The sequence below is a fragment of the Lysobacter yangpyeongensis genome (assembly GCF_042655745.1).
Taxonomy (GTDB): Bacteria; Pseudomonadota; Gammaproteobacteria; order Xanthomonadales; family Xanthomonadaceae; genus Agrilutibacter; species Agrilutibacter yangpyeongensis.
The window spans coordinates 125,477-140,225 of record NZ_JBHSNM010000001.1 but is presented as its reverse complement, the minus strand read 5'-3'; the positions used below and the strand labels follow the sequence as shown (position 1 = coordinate 140,225).

Sequence of the window (14,749 nt, the reverse complement as noted above, 5' to 3'; positions counted from 1 at the left end):
AGCGATTGAACCGCCTCGAGACACTCCCCCATGTCGTCCCCCGCTAACGCCAATCCCGCGAATGGCTTCCTGCCGCCGAACATCGCGCTGACCACGCTCGGCCTCGCGCTGGCGTCGTTCATGCAGGTGCTCGACCTGACGATCGCGAACGTTTCGCTGCCCACCATCTCCGGCAATCTCGGTGGCAGCGCGAACCAGGCGACCTGGGTCATCACCTCGTTCGCCGTCAGCAACGCGATCGCGTTGCCGCTCACCGGCTGGCTCACGCGCCACTTCGGCGAGCGCAAGTTGTTCGTGTGGGCCACCTTCCTGTTCGTGATCGCGTCCCTGCTGTGCGGCCTGGCCAACAGCATGGGCCTGCTGGTCGCGGCACGCGCGCTGCAGGGTTTCGTCGCCGGACCGATGTACCCGATCACGCAGGCGCTGCTGATCTCGATCTACCCGCCGCACAAACGTGGGCAGGCCATCGCGCTGCTGGCGATGGTGACGGTCGTCGCGCCGATCGCCGGGCCCATCCTCGGCGGCTGGATCACCGACAACTACAGCTGGGAATGGATCTTCTTCATCAACGTGCCCATCGGCCTGTTCGCCAGCTTCGTGGTCGGCCGCCAGCTGAAGGGACGCCCGGAACGGCTCGAAAACCCGAAGATGGACTACGTCGGCCTGATCACCCTGATCATCGGCGTGGGCGCGCTGCAGGTGCTGCTCGACCTGGGCAACGACGAGGACTGGTTCCGCTCGCAGCTGATCGTGTGGCTCGCGATCGTCTCGGCGATCTCGCTGGCGGTGTTCGTGATCTGGGAACTCACCGACAAGGACCCGATCGTCAACCTGCGCCTGTTCCGCCACCGCAACTTCAGTGCCGGCACCGCGGCGATGGTGGTCGCCTACGCCGCGTTCTTCAGCGTCGGCATCCTGGTGCCGCTGTGGTTGCAGCGCAATCTGGGTTTCACCGCGATCTGGGCCGGTTTCGCCACGGCGCCGATCGGCATCCTGCCCGTGATCCTGACGCCCTTCGTCGGCCGCTACGCGCACAAGTTCGACCTGCGCCTGCTCGCGACGCTGGCGTTCATCGCGATGTCGCTGACCAGTTTCGCGCGCTCCGGATTCAACCTCGACGTCGATTTCCGCCACATCGCGCTGGTGCAGCTGTTCCAGGGCTTCGGCGTCGCGCTGTTCTTCATGCCGGTGCTGCAGATCCTGCTGTCGGACCTGCAGCCGCACGAGATCGCCGCGGGATCCGGCCTGGCAACTTTCATGCGCACGCTGGGCGGCAGCTTCGCCGCCTCGCTCACCACCTATGCGTGGACCGAACGCGGCGCCGTGCACCACGCGCACATGACCGAGAAGCTGGCGATAACCGATCCCGGCGTCATCGACACCGTGACGCAACTCGGACGCGGCGACCTGCAACGCGGAGCGTTCGTGCTCGAACGGATGATCTCGAATCAGGCGGCGCAGATCGGCTTCAACGAGATCTTCCATCTGCTCGGCATCATCTTCCTGGTCGTCATCCTGTTCGTGTGGGTCGCGAAGCCACCCTTCGTCGCCAAGGCGGGACCCGAAGCTTCGGGTGGCCACTAGCTCGATGCCAGGGCGCTGACCAAGCGGGCAGGCGCGTCCTGGAGGCCCGGCGAACTGGTTCCGGGGTCCCGCCGGTTGGTTCCAAGTCCAGTCGGCTGGGTTTCCGAGTCCAGTCGGTTGGTTCCGGAGTCCAGTCGACTGGGTTCCCGAGTCCAGTCGGCTGGGTTCCCGAGTCCAGTCGGCTGGTTCCCGAGTCCAGTCGGCTGGGTTCCCGAATCCAGTTGACTGGGTTCCCGGGTCCAGTCGGCTGGCTCCGGAGTCCAGTCGACTGGGTTCCCGGATCCAGTCGGCTGGTTCCTGAGTCCAGTCGACTGGGTTTCCGAGTCCAGTCGGTTGGTTCCTGAGTCCAGTCGGCTGGGTTTCCGAGTCCAGTCGGCTGGTTCCTGAGTTCAGTCGGTTGGTTCCCGAGTCCGGTCGGCTGGGCTTGGTTCGGTCGGCTGGCAGGCGTTCGACAGGGTCGGCTGCCCGGCCCGCTTTCGACGCGGAACCCGTTATCTCCGGGGTCGCTCCTGGAGCCTCCGCGATGCCCCAGTACGTGCTGACCCTCTCGTGCCCCGACCGTCCCGGCATCGTCAACGCCGTGACCGGGCGGCTGCTGGAACACGGCGGCAACATTCTCGATTCGCAGCAGTACAACGACCTGGCCACCGATCGGTTCTTCCTGCGCACCGTGTTCACCGCGGCGTCCGCGACGGGTCCACTGCAGGCTTCGTTTCGCGAGCTGTCGCGTGGCTTCGGGATGGAGCTGTCGCTGCGCGACCGGTCGCACCCGCGGCGCGTCATGCTGCTCGCCTCGAAGTTCGATCATTGTCTGGCCGATCTGCTCTACCGCTGGCGCATCGGCGAGTTGCCGATGCAGATCACCGCGGTGGTGTCGAACCATCCGCGCGAAACGTTCCGGCACCTCGCCTTCGACGGCATCGACTTCCACCATCTCCCGGTGACGCACGAGAACAAGCCGGCGCAGGAAGCTGCGCTGTGGTCGCTGATCGAAGCCACGCAGACGGAAATGGTGGTGCTCGCGCGCTACATGCAGGTGCTGTCCGATGCGATGGCCGCGCGGCTGGCCGGCCGCTGCATCAACATCCACCACTCGTTCCTGCCGGGCTTCAAGGGCGCGCGGCCGTACCACCAGGCACACGAGCGGGGCGTCAAGCTGATCGGCGCCACCGCGCACTTCGTCACCGCCGACCTCGACGAAGGGCCGATCATCGAACAGGACACGCAGCGCGTCGGCCACCACGACACGCCGGAAGACATGATCCGCATCGGTCGCGACATCGAACGCCGCGTGCTGGCGCAGGCCCTGCGCTACTGGCTGGACGACCGCATCCTGCTCAACGGCCACCGCACGGTGGTGTTCGCGGTCTAGACGCCGGCGTCCAGCGCATTGGCGAGGCGTTCGACCGCGATCACTTCCATCTCGCCGACGCGCCCGCCGCGCGGTGCGTTCGCCCTGGGCACGATGGCGCGCCTGAAGCCGTGGGTCGCGGCTTCCTTGAGGCGCTCCTCGCCGTTGGGAACGGGGCGGATTTCGCCCGACAAGCCCACCTCGCCGAAGGCGATGGTCTGCTCCGCGAGCGGCCGGTCGCGCAGCGACGACAGCACGGCCAGCAGCACCGGCAGGTCGACCGCGGTTTCCTGCACGCGGATGCCGCCGACGACATTCACGAACACATCCTGGTCGCCGACCGCGATGCCGCCGTGGCGATGCAGCACGGCCAGCAACATCGCCATGCGGTTGCCTTCCATGCCGACGGCGACGCGGCGCGGATTGGACAAGGGCGACGAGTCCACCAGTGCCTGCACTTCGACCAGCAGCGGCCGCGTGCCCTCGCGCGTGACCATCACGCAACTGCCGGGCTGCGGCGCGCTGTTGCCGGACAGGAAGATCGCCGACGGATTGGGCACTTCGCGCAGGCCCTTGTCGCCCATCGCGAAGACGCCGAGTTCGTTGACCGCGCCGAAGCGGTTCTTGAAGGCGCGCAGCACGCGGAAGCGGCTGCCGCTCTCGCCCTCGAAATACAGCACCGCGTCGACCATGTGTTCGAGCACGCGCGGACCGGCGATGCCGCCTTCCTTGGTCACGTGGCCGACGAGGAACACCGCGGTTCCGGTTTCCTTCGCGAAACGCACCAGCCGCGCGGCGGATTCGCGCACCTGGCTGACCGAACCGGGCGCGGCACTGAGCGATTCGGTCCACAGCGTCTGCACCGAGTCGGCGACGATCAGCTGCGGGCGCGTGGATGCGGCGTGTTCGAGGATGCGCTCAACGCAGGTTTCGGCCAGCGCGTGCACGCCATCCAGCGGCAGCCCGAGGCGTGCGCCGCGACCGGCTACCTGCGCGAGCGATTCCTCGCCGGTGACATAAAGCCCCGGCATCGTCGGCGCGAGCTTCGTCACCGCCTGCAACAGCAGCGTGGACTTGCCGATGCCCGGATCGCCGCCGACCAGCACCACCGAGCCATGCACCAGTCCGCCACCGAGCACGCGGTCGAGTTCGCCGATGCCGGTCGAAACGCGCGCGTCCTCGTGGTGACGCACGTCCTTGAGTGCGGTGACCCTGGGCGCATCGGCCGCGCCCGCCCATCCGCTGCGGCGGGTCGCCGCCACACCCTTGGCCGCGCTGGCGGTTTCGAGCACGACTTCGCTCAAGGTGTTCCAGGCCCCGCACTCCCCGCATTGACCCTGCCACTTGCTGAATTCGGCACCGCAGTCGTTGCAGACGTAGGCGGTCTTGCGGGTAGCGATCTTGGCCATGTCGCGAGCGTTCCGAAGGATGCCGGCACTCTACCCGGCCGCCGTCTCCCGGCGCGAGACGCCGCCGGGTCGAAAAACAAAAAGCCCGCGCGAGGCGGGCTTTTCGTCGGATCGGTGGTGCCGGAAACAGGAGTCGAACCTGCGACCTACGCATTACGAATGCGCCGCTCTACCAACTGAGCTATTCCGGCGAAGGGGCGGAATTGTAGGCGGCGGGATCGAAGCGGGTCAATCGGCGCCGCACGCCCCCACATGCGGTCTGCAAAGCCGCGGCTCGAATACGGCGCTTCTTTCGCGCCTCGAATCGCGGGCGCATGCATGGCGCCGCGCCGGGCGCCTTGCGCGGAGGAATCCCGCGCCCGGCGACCAGCACTCGCGAAGGCTCAGCGGCATCGATGCGGTGGAAGCTTGCTTGCGCCTGCGCGGAAGGAGATGGACGCACCGGCGCCCGGGATTGGCGCATCAGTCGCGTTCAATGCCCGTTGCCGCCTCCCGGGTGCCTGCATCACGCCCTGCGCCAGGGACATGGGCTGCGCATGTTGGGACACCGATTGGCAGTATATTAGGTATCTTGAAGAAGCTGCCACACAAGTTGGGGCGACAGGTTCCGCACAAGGTCGCGGTTCTGGCCTATGACGGCCTCTGCCTGTATGAATTCGCGACCGTGCTGGAGATCCTGCGCGACCGGGCGCCTTCGATCCGCGGCTGGTACGACGTGCGAGTCGCCTCGATCGACGGTTCGCGGGTGCGCTCGGATTCCGGCGTCCTCGTGGACGTGGGCGGTGACGCCGCGCCACTGAGCGATGCGGACACCATCGTCATTCCCGGCTGGCGCGCGGGGCCGGTGCCGGACGATCTCTGCGAAGCGCTCCGCGTCGCCCACCGCCGCGGCGCACGACTGGTTTCCATCTGCACCGGCGCGTTTGCGATCGCCGCGACGGGATTACTCAATGGCAGGCGTGCGACCACCCACTGGAGGCATGCCGACGCCCTGGCGAGCCAATATCCGTTGATCGACGTGGACCCGGATGTGCTGTACGTGGACGAGGGCGACATCCTCACCTCCGCCGGTTCTTCCGCCGGAACCGATCTCATGCTGCATCTGGTGAGCAACGACTTTGGCGCGGTGATCTGCAACCAGATCGCGAGAGGAATGGTCACCCCGCCGCACCGCGAAGGCGGCCAGGCGCAATTCATCGAAACGCCGGTGCTGCAGGAGCAGGGCGACCAGCTGGCGAGCATCCTCGTGCAGCTGCGCCGCAACCCCGTCGCGGAATACACCGTCGAGGCGCTGGCGCGCCAGGCATCGATGAGTCCGAGAACCTTCCACCGGAAGTTCCGCGCCGTCACGGGCAATACGCCGCTCGACTGGCTGCTGATCGAACGCACTCGCCTGGCCAGGGAACTGCTGGAAACGAGCGACCTCAGCATCGACCGGATCGCCGAACAGACCGGCTTTGCCGCAGCCGACACGTTCCGGCATCACTTCCGTCGCATCGTGGGAACCACGCCGAGCAAGTACCGCGCCACGTTCGTGCCCCCACGCGCGACTTCGCAGCGGCGGGCATCGGCAGGGTCCTGACGCAATCTGCCCGCTGATTGGCAGGAATCAGGCTGGCCGGCGTCCCGATCCGATCGCAGGATCCGTTCCCACAGGGGCACTGGCCCCTGCATCGACGACACCACGGGATGCGACAGAGCGATGACTGACAAGCGCGTTTGCTTCGACTTCGAAATCGAGTTTTCCAATGGCGGCGGCATCCAGGGCCAGGGCTTCCGTCTGGACATCACCGGCGATGGCATCGATGACGATGCACTCGCGGCCTACATCATCCGTGACCTGCGCTTGCTGATGGTCGGCAAGGTGCGCATCCTCAACAAGAAGATCATCGAGGAGCGCCACAAGCGCGCCGCCAACGCCGCAATCCGCGATGCCGACGAGCATTCCACGCTGATCGACCTGAGCCATACCATCGAGGATGGAATGATCACCTACAAGGGACTGCCTGCGCCCCTGATCTGTGACCACCTCTCGCGCGAGCAATCGCGCGCGGCCTATGCCGAAGGCACCGAATTCCAGATCGGGCGCATCGACATGGTCGCCAATACCGGGACCTATATCGACACACCGTTCCACCGGTATGCGCACGGCCATGATCTCGCAGGGATGCCCTTGCCGCACGCGGCGGATCTGCCTGGCGTTGTGGTCCGGCTCGCGGGTTTCGAAGGACGCGCGATCGATTGGCAGGCATTCGCCGCGACCGATGTAAGAGGCAAGGCAGTGCTTGTGCACACCGGGTGGGACCGGCATTGGCGCACCGACGCCTATTTCGAAGGGCACCCGTTCCTGACGGAAAAGGCGGCTTTGCACCTGCGCGACGAAGGCGCAGCACTGGTGGGCATCGATTCCCTCAATATCGACGACGTTTCCGGCGGCACCCGGCCCGTGCATTCGGTACTGCTCGGTGCGGACATTCCCATCGTCGAGCACCTGACCGGCCTGGCTGCATTGCCGAATGACGGCTTCCGCTTCTGGGCTGTCCCGCCGAAAGTCGCGGGAATGGGCACGTTCCCGGTTCGCGCGCATGCGAGGATCGATGCGTCGGCGGCCTCGTAGCTCCTGCCATTCAACGCCGCGCGCACCATTCCACGAGCGTATCTCCATGAAGTTCCCCCGCATCGTGTTGCATCGAGGCGATGATCCCGGGCACGTCGATACCGTACGTGCGTTGTTCCGTGAGTATGCCCAGGCGATCGGCACCGACCTCGAATATCAGGGATTCACCGCCGAGCTGGAGGCGTTGCCCGTGCCGTATGTGTCACCACGCGGCGCGATCTTCATCGCAAGCGTCGACGATCAAGTCGCAGGCTGCGTCGCGCTCAAACGCCTGGACGAACGCTCAGGAGAAATGAAGCGCCTGTACGTGCGACCGGCCTTTCGAAGCTTCGGACTGGGGCGGCGACTCATCGTTGCCGTCATACAGGCCGCCCGCGAAGCCGGCTACGGCGAACTTCGCCTGGACACCCTGGCAAGCATGGAATCCGCCCAGGCCTTGTACCGGCGGCTAGGCTTCACCGAAATCGCCCCGTACAGCAGCAATTACCTGCCGGGAACGCGCTTCTTTGCGCTCGACTTGCGCGAGGAAATCTGATTCCCGATCGCATGACCGGGAAAAATCGCTGCGTTGGCGCCGGTACGAAGCCGGTCAATCGAGCAGCTGGACCCGCAATTCCTTGGGCAAGGCGAAAACCATGTTTTCCGGCTCGCCAGCGAGTTCGGCCACGTGCGCGGCGCCCAGTTCCCGCAGGCGCTCGATCACGCCGCGCACCAGCACTTCCGGCGCCGATGCCCCGGCCGTGATCCCGATGCGCTTGCGGCCCTCGATCCAGCGCGGATCGATCTCGATCGCACCGTCGATCAGGTAGGCCGGGACGCCTTCGCGCTCGGCAAGCTCACGCAAGCGGTTGGAGTTGGAACTGTTGGGCGATCCGACCACCAGTACCAGATCGCACTGGGCGGCCAGTTCGCGCACGGCGTCCTGACGGTTCTGCGTGGCGTAGCAGATGTCGTCGTTCTTCGGCCCCTGGATCGCCGGGTACTTGGCCCGCAGCGCCTCGATCACCGCACGCGTGTCGTCGACCGACAGCGTGGTCTGCGTGGTGTACGCGAGGTTCTCGGGCTGGCCGACCTGCAGTTCCGCGACGTCCTCGATGTCCTCGACCAGATAGATCTGGCCGGTACCCGCCTCGCGCCGCCACTGGCCCATGGTGCCTTCGACTTCCGGATGACCGTCGTGGCCGATCAGGACCACGTCGCGCCCGGCGCGGCAATTGCGGGTCACCTCCAGGTGCACCTTGGTGACCAGAGGGCACGTCGCATCGAATACCTTGAGCCCGCGCCGCTCGGCTTCATTGCGTACTGCCTGCGAAACACCGTGCGCGCTGAAGATCACCGTGGCGTTGTCCGGCACTTCGTCGAGTTCCTCGACGAAGATCGCGCCGCGGTTCTTGAGGTCGTCCACGACGAAGCGGTTGTGCACGACTTCGTGTCGCACGTAGATCGGCGCACCCAGGGTCTCCAGGGCGCGCTTGACGATCTCGATGGCGCGGTCGACGCCGGCGCAGAAACCGCGGGGATTGGCGAGCAGGACATCCATGCGCGGATTTTACCCCCGTCGTCCGGCGTCGGCCCGGCGCCCGCCGCCGAGCAGACCGAACAGCGCGATGCCGATCGCGCCGGCCACGATCGCCGAATCGGCGATGTTGAACGCCGGCCAGAAGTGGTCGCGCCAGTACCACTGGATGAAGTCGATCACCTTGCCGTGAACGAGGCGGTCGATGACGTTGCCCAGCGCGCCGCCGATCACCAGCGCATACGGCAGCGCCACGCGCCAGTCGCCGCGCGGCGTGCGCGCCAGCCAGTAGCCGAGCGCGCCGCTGATGCCGAACGCGAGCACCGTGAACAGGTATTTCTGCCAGCCCCCGGCATCGCTCAGGAAGCTGAAGGCGGCGCCGGTGTTGTAGGTGCGGTACCAGTTCCAGAACCCGTCGATCACGGGAACGGCCTTGAACTCGGGCAGCGCAGCGAGCACCCAGCTCTTGCTCCACTGGTCGAGCGCGATGACCGCGATCGAGAGGATCAGCCAGGGAAGCGCGTTGGGACCTTTCTGGTTTTGCATGGTGTGCTCGTGTCGAGTGCGGAGGGAACGAAGGGCCGGATCAGAACCAGCGGCGATCCTCGCCCGGCCCTTCCACGTTGCTCACGCATCGGCCGCACAGCTCCGGATGCTCCGCATTGCTGCCCACATCCGCGCGGCGGTGCCAGCAGCGCACGCATTTCTGCTTCGTGGTCGGCGTGGCGAGCACGGCGATGTCCTTGACGGCATCGTCGGCCAGCACTTCGACGTCGCCGCTGATGAACAGGAAACGCAGTTCGTCCGCCATCGGCGCCAGCCAGTTCTGGTCGGCGACGCTGCAGCGCAGGGCGATTTCGGCTTCCAGGGCCGCACCGATTTCCTCGGCCGCGCGCATCGGTTCCAGCGTCCTGCTGACTTCGTCGCGCAGCGCCAGCAGGCGGTCGAAGTCGGCCGCCGACAGGGGCGCGCCTTCCGGCAGCGGCGCCAGTCCGTCGTACCAGGTGGTGAACAGCACGTTGTCTTCGCGCTTGCCCTGTTCGGTGACGGCCGGCAGGTAGCGCCACATCTCGTCCGCGGTGAAGCTCAGGACCGGCGCTATCCAGCGCACGAACGCCTCGGCAATGCGGTACATCGCGCTTTGCGCCGAACGGCGGCCGCGCGAATCCTCGCGCATGGTGTAGAGCCGGTCCTTGGTGACGTCCAGGTACAGCGAGCCCAGGTCGACGCTGCAGAAATTCGACAGCGCCTGCACGATCGAGGCGAAGTCGTATTCCTCGTACGATTTGGCGATCTGCTGCTGCAACTCGAACGCGCGATGCACGATCCAGCGATCCAGCGCAACCATGTCGTCGAGCGGGCGCAGGTCGCGCGCCGGATCGAAGCCGTTGAGGTTCGCCAGCAGGAAGCGCGCGGTGTTGCGGATGCGGCGGTAGGCATCGCCGCTGCGCTTGAGGATGTTGTCAGATACCGACATCTCGTTGCGGTAGTCGGTCGAGGCGATCCACAGGCGCAGCACGTCCGCGCCCATCGCATTGATCACCTTCTGCGGCTCCACCGTGTTGCCGATCGACTTGGACATCTTCTTGCCCTGTTCGTCGACGGTGAACCCGTGCGTCAGCACCTGGCGGTACGGCGCGACGCCATCCATCGCCACGGCGGTGAGCAGCGAGCTGTGGAACCAGCCGCGGTGCTGGTCGGAGCCTTCCAGATACAGTTCGGCCGGCTTGTGCAGGCCGTCCTCGGGCCTGTGCGCGAGCACGCACTCGTGCGTCACGCCCGAGTCGAACCAGACGTCCAGAATGTCGGTGACCTTGTCGTACTTCGCGGCTTCGTCACCCAGCACCGCAGCGGGATCGAGCGAATACCAGGCGTCGACACCCTCGCGTTCCACGATTTCGGCGACCTGGCGCATGAGCTCGGCCGCGCGGGGATGCGGCTCGTGGGTTTCGCGGTCGACGAACAGCGCGATCGGCACACCCCAGGTGCGCTGGCGGCTGATGCACCAGTCGGGACGCCCTTCGATCATGTTGTAGATGCGGGCCTCGCCCCATTCGGGGATCCACTGCACCTTGCCGATCTCGCGCAAGGCATCGCGGCGCAGGTTGGCCTGCTCCATCGAGATGAACCATTGCGGCGTCGCGCGGAACGCCACCGGCGTCTTGTGGCGCCAGCAATGCGGATAGCTGTGTTCGAGCTTCGCGTGCGCGAGCAGGTGGCCGTTGGCGCGCAGCACGTCGGTGATGGCGTCGTTCGCCTTCCAGATGTGCAGTCCGGCCAGCGTCAGGCCATCCGCGGGCGGCGTCGACGGCAGGTACAGGCCGCGTCCGTCGACGGGATTCATCTGCGCCGCGGTATAGCGCTCCAGCAGGCCATAACGCTGACCGACGACGAAGTCTTCCTGGCCGTGGCCGGGCGCGGTGTGCACCACACCGGTACCGTCCTCGGCGGTGACATGTTCGCCAACCAGTACCGGGATGTCGCGATCGGCATAGAACGGATGCTGCAGGTGCTGGCCGTCGAGATCGCTGCCGTTGACGTTGCCGAGCACGACGACCTCGGCGATGCCGTAACGCGCCAGCGCCTTCGTCGCCAGCGCCTCGGCGAGCACGAGCAACCGGCGACCGCCATCCTTGCGTTGCGGCCCTTCGACCAGCACGTATTCGAGGTCCGGCCCCACGCTCACCGCGAGGCTCGCCGGCAGCGTCCACGGCGTCGTGGTCCAGATCGGCATCGCGACATCGACACCCTCTTCCACCGATACGCCGAACACGGCGGCGAGCTTCTGCGGATGACGCGCGCTGTAGGCCACGTCGATCGCCGGCGAGACCTTGTCGGCGTATTCGATCTCGGCCTCGGCCAGCGCCGAGCCGCAGTCGAAGCACCAGTGCACCGGCTTCGCGCCGCGTACGAGATGACCGCGCTCCACGATCTTCGCCAGCGAACGCATGATTCCCGCCTCGGTGGCGAAGTCCATCGTGCGATACGGATGCTCCCAGTCACCGAGCACGCCCAGGCGCTTGAAGTCGCGGCGCTGCAGGTCGATCTGTTCGGTCGCGTACTCGCGGCACCTGGCGCGGAAGGCGGCGGCATCGAGTCTGTCGCCGACCTTGCCGAACTTCTTCTCCACCGCATGCTCGATCGGCAGACCGTGGCAGTCCCAGCCGGGCACGTAGGGCGCGTCGAAACCGGCGAGCAACCGCGACTTCACGATCACGTCCTTGAGCACCTTGTTCACCGCGTGCCCGATGTGGATCGCGCCGTTCGCATACGGCGGACCGTCGTGGAGCACGAAGCTCTTCTCGCGCCCGCGGGTCCTGGCGCGGATCTGCTGGTACAAGCCCTCGCCTTCCCAGCGCGCCAGCGTTTCCGGCTCGCGCCTGGGCAGGTCGCCGCGCATCGGAAAATCCGTCGCGGGCAGGTGCAGGGTGGACTTGTAGCGGCTGGTTTCTTGGTCGGTCACAGCGGTGCGCTCAGGCGAAGGCCCGTCGGGGGTTGTTGCGGGAATCCGAGGACAGGATCGCACGCGCCTGTTCGGCGTCGCGATGCATCTGCCCGGTGAGGGAAGCCAGGTCGGGGAATTTCAGTTCGTCGCGCAGCTTCGCGACGAACTCGACCTCGATGCGGCGACCGTACAGGTCGCTCGAGAAATCGAACAGGTGGGCTTCGAGCAACGGCTCGACGCCGGCGACCGTCGGCCGCGTGCCCAGGCTCGAGACCGAGGCGTGCGGGGCATCGCCGACGCCATGCACCCAGGTCGCGTAGATGCCCGACAGCGCGGGCGTCTTGCCGCCGAAGCGCAGGTTCGCGGTGGGAAAGCCCAGTTCGCGCCCGAGTTGCCGGCCGCGCACGACATGGCCATCGATAGCGTAGGCGCGTCCCAGCAGTCGCGCCGCCCCGGCGAAATCGCCCGCATCGAGCGCGGCGCGGATGCGAGTGCTCGATACGCGTTCGCCATCGACCGCGACCGGCGTGATCTCGTTGGCCACGAAGCCCAGCGACGCGCCGACCTGCAGCAGCAGTGCGATATCGCCTGCGCGGCCTTTGCCGAAACGGAATTCCGGACCGACCCACACTTCGCGCGCCGAAAGCCGCTCGTGCAGCACGATCCGGGCGAATTCTTCCGCCGTCAGGCTGCTCAGGCGGCGATCGAAACGCAGCAGGCCGACCTGGTCTACGCCCATGGCCAACAGGCGTTCGGCCTTGGCGTGCGGGAGCAGCAGCCGCGCCGGCGGGTTGGCGGGATTGAAGAATTCGCGCGGCAGGGGCTCGAAGCTCAGCACCACCGCGGCCACGCCGAGTTCGCGCGCACGTTCGACCGTGCGGCGCACCAGCGCCTGATGCCCCAGATGCAGGCCATCGAAGGCGCCGATGCAGACCACACTGCCGTGCGGGCACCGGGGCCCGCCTTCGACGTCGCGAAACAGCCTGCTCATGGATTCTCTGATGTGTCCCGACCGAGCGGCCGGGCTGGCAACCAAAGCCCGGTCGGGCCGGGCTTGCGCGGTGCGATCAGCCGATCGCCCGTCATTCCGAAGTATAGCCGCGCCCGCCCGGTCTCAATGCTCGCGCAGATGGTGCGGGCGGAAGCCCAGCGCCAGCAGGGACACCAGATAGACCGCGCCACCGCCACCGACCAGCAGGGCCAGGTAGCCGATGCGCTGCCACTTGCCGATGACCGTGAAATCGGGAATCCAGTGCTGCGCCACGAGCAGCGCGATCGCCATCGCCGCGCAGGCCAGCCCGAGGCGCGTCAGATGCCGGGTCCATCCGGGTTGGCGTTCGTACACGCCGGCCTTGCGCAGCCAGTGCCACAGCAGCCACAGGTTGAGGTAGCTCGCCAGCGCGCTGGCCAGGCCGATCGCCAGGTGCAGGCCCGGCGTGCTGGCCAGACCGTGCAGGATGTTGCCCTGCTCCTGCGCCGGCACCCACAGGACGAACAGCACGGCGAGGAACAGCACGTTCAGCACCATGTTCGCCACCAGCGAGGCCACGCCCGCGCGCACCGGCGTCTTCGTGTCCTGCCGCGCATAGAAGGCCGGGAGCAGGATCTTCACCAACGCAAAGGACGGCAGCCCGAAGCTGAGGCCGAACACGGACATCGCCGCCATGCGCGTGTCGAACGCGGTGAATTCCTTGTGCTGGAACAGCGTCGCGACCAGCGGTTGCGACAGCAGCATCAGCCCGATCATGGCCGGCAATGCGATCAGCAGCGTCGTGCGCAGGCCCCAGTCGAGCGCCTTCGAGAAGCCCTCGTGGTCCGTATTGACGTGGTGGCGCGACAGCGTCGGCAGGATCACGGTGCCGAGCGCAATGCCGAATACGCCCAACGGCAGTTCCAGGAACCGGTCCGCCTGCGACAGCCAGGTCTGCGAGCCGGTGTAGAGCAGCGCGGCGATCACGGTGTCGAACAGCAGGTTGATCTGCGCGATGGAGGAACCGAACAGGGTCGGCACCATCAGCTTCACCACCTTGCGCACGTCCGGATGCCGCCAGCCCCACGTAGGCAGGGCCAGCAGGTCGAGCTTGCGCAGCGCCGGCAGCTGGAACAGCAACTGCAGCACGCCGCCGCCCAGCACGGCCCAACCCAGCGCCGTGATCGGCACCTGCAGGTGGGGCGACAGCCACAACGCGCCGGCGATCATGCACAGGTTGAGGATCACCGGCGTGAGTGCTGGCATCCCGAAGCGATGGAAGCTGTTGAGCGCCCCGCCCGCGAGCGCGGTCAGCGACACGAACAGGATGAAGGGGAAGGTCAGGCGCAGCAGGTCGACCGTCAGGCCGAACTTCTCCGTGTGCACGCCGCCGCCCAGGTTGAACAGCAGCGCCACCTGCGGGGTGAAGAGCAGCCCTAGCGCGGTCACCACCAGCAAGACGCCGCCCAGGGTGCCGGATACCCGCGACACGAGTTCCTTCAGGTCGGCGTGGGGACGGGTCTCCTTCACCTCGGTGAAAACCGGCACGAAGGCGGTCGAGAACGAGCCCTCCGCGAACAGCCGGCGCATGAAATTGGGGATGCGGAATGCGACCCAGAAGGCGTCGGTGGCCGCGTTCGCGCCGAACATGGAGGTGATCGAGATGTCCCGGATCAACCCCAGGACCCGCGATACCATGGTCATGCTGCTGAAGGACAGCAGCCCGCGCAGCATCTTCGGACGGGTCATGCGCCCCTCCGGACAGCCGGGCCGGGGGAAACGCCGCGGCGGGAATGGCGGTTGTTGACGCAAGCTACTGAATCGCCCATACTTTCCTGTCTGATTTCCCCAAAACCC

The 14,749-nt window shown here is 66.7% G+C and carries 11 protein-coding genes and 1 tRNA gene; 5 read left to right on the top strand and 7 right to left on the bottom strand.

Features of this window, described 5'->3' with window-relative positions; translation table 11 throughout:
• The first annotated feature begins 30 nt into the window (after positions 1-30).
• On the top strand, positions 31-1,584 hold the full coding sequence (locus tag ACFPN1_RS00555) for a DHA2 family efflux MFS transporter permease subunit (RefSeq protein WP_386752076.1): 1,554 nt from the start codon (positions 31-33) through the stop codon (positions 1,582-1,584).
• 523 nt (positions 1,585-2,107) lie between these two features.
• Positions 2,108-2,956 carry a formyltetrahydrofolate deformylase gene (gene purU / locus ACFPN1_RS00550; protein ID WP_386752074.1) on the top strand — a complete coding sequence of 283 codons (849 nt, stop codon included), beginning with the start codon at positions 2,108-2,110 and terminating at the stop codon, positions 2,954-2,956.
• On the opposite strand, the gene radA is transcribed toward purU, so the two are convergent.
• Positions 2,953-4,335 (bottom strand): DNA repair protein RadA, encoded by a 1,383-nt coding sequence (radA, locus tag ACFPN1_RS00545; RefSeq protein WP_386753995.1) that lies wholly within the window; start codon positions 4,333-4,335, stop codon positions 2,953-2,955. The genes purU and radA overlap by 4 nt on opposite strands.
• Before the next feature lie 124 nt (positions 4,336-4,459).
• A tRNA-Thr gene (locus tag ACFPN1_RS00540) sits at positions 4,460-4,535 on the bottom strand.
• A gap of 380 nt (positions 4,536-4,915) precedes the next feature.
• On the opposite strand from ACFPN1_RS00540, the gene ACFPN1_RS00535 reads away from it, so the two are divergent.
• The 3 genes from ACFPN1_RS00535 to ACFPN1_RS00525 all read left to right on the top strand — a co-directional run bounded on the left by ACFPN1_RS00535 (position 4,916) and on the right by ACFPN1_RS00525 (position 7,496).
• Complete coding sequence (locus ACFPN1_RS00535) at positions 4,916-5,926, top strand: helix-turn-helix domain-containing protein (RefSeq protein WP_386752073.1); 1,011 nt, start codon at positions 4,916-4,918, stop codon at positions 5,924-5,926.
• A 120-nt stretch (positions 5,927-6,046) separates the two neighbouring features.
• Positions 6,047-6,961: a cyclase family protein gene (locus ACFPN1_RS00530; RefSeq protein ID WP_386752071.1), complete on the top strand. Its 915-nt coding sequence runs from the start codon at positions 6,047-6,049 to the stop codon at positions 6,959-6,961.
• 46 nt (positions 6,962-7,007) lie between these two features.
• Positions 7,008-7,496, top strand: coding sequence for a GNAT family N-acetyltransferase (locus ACFPN1_RS00525; protein ID WP_386752069.1), 489 nt, complete (start codon positions 7,008-7,010; stop codon positions 7,494-7,496).
• Positions 7,497-7,550: 54 nt separating this feature from the next.
• Here ACFPN1_RS00525 and ispH read toward each other — a convergent pair whose 3' ends face one another.
• The 5 genes from ispH to murJ all read right to left on the bottom strand — a co-directional run bounded on the left by ispH (position 7,551) and on the right by murJ (position 14,626).
• The gene (gene ispH / locus ACFPN1_RS00520; RefSeq protein WP_386752067.1) at positions 7,551-8,501 is read right to left on the bottom strand and encodes a 4-hydroxy-3-methylbut-2-enyl diphosphate reductase; all 951 of its coding nucleotides are present in this window, start codon (positions 8,499-8,501) and stop codon (positions 7,551-7,553) included.
• Between the two features lie 9 nt (positions 8,502-8,510).
• On the bottom strand, positions 8,511-9,023 hold the full coding sequence (lspA, locus tag ACFPN1_RS00515) for a signal peptidase II (protein ID WP_386752065.1): 513 nt from the start codon (positions 9,021-9,023) through the stop codon (positions 8,511-8,513).
• Between the two features lie 40 nt (positions 9,024-9,063).
• Entirely contained in the window at positions 9,064-11,877 is a 2,814-nt protein-coding gene (gene ileS, locus ACFPN1_RS00510; protein ID WP_386753993.1) for an isoleucine--tRNA ligase, read from the bottom strand.
• 73 nt (positions 11,878-11,950) lie between these two features.
• Positions 11,951-12,913: a bifunctional riboflavin kinase/FAD synthetase gene (locus ACFPN1_RS00505; protein ID WP_386752063.1), complete on the bottom strand. Its 963-nt coding sequence runs from the start codon at positions 12,911-12,913 to the stop codon at positions 11,951-11,953.
• Between the two features lie 123 nt (positions 12,914-13,036).
• Complete coding sequence (gene murJ, locus ACFPN1_RS00500; protein ID WP_386753992.1) at positions 13,037-14,626, bottom strand: murein biosynthesis integral membrane protein MurJ; 1,590 nt, start codon at positions 14,624-14,626, stop codon at positions 13,037-13,039.
• Positions 14,627-14,749: the final 123 nt, after the last annotated feature.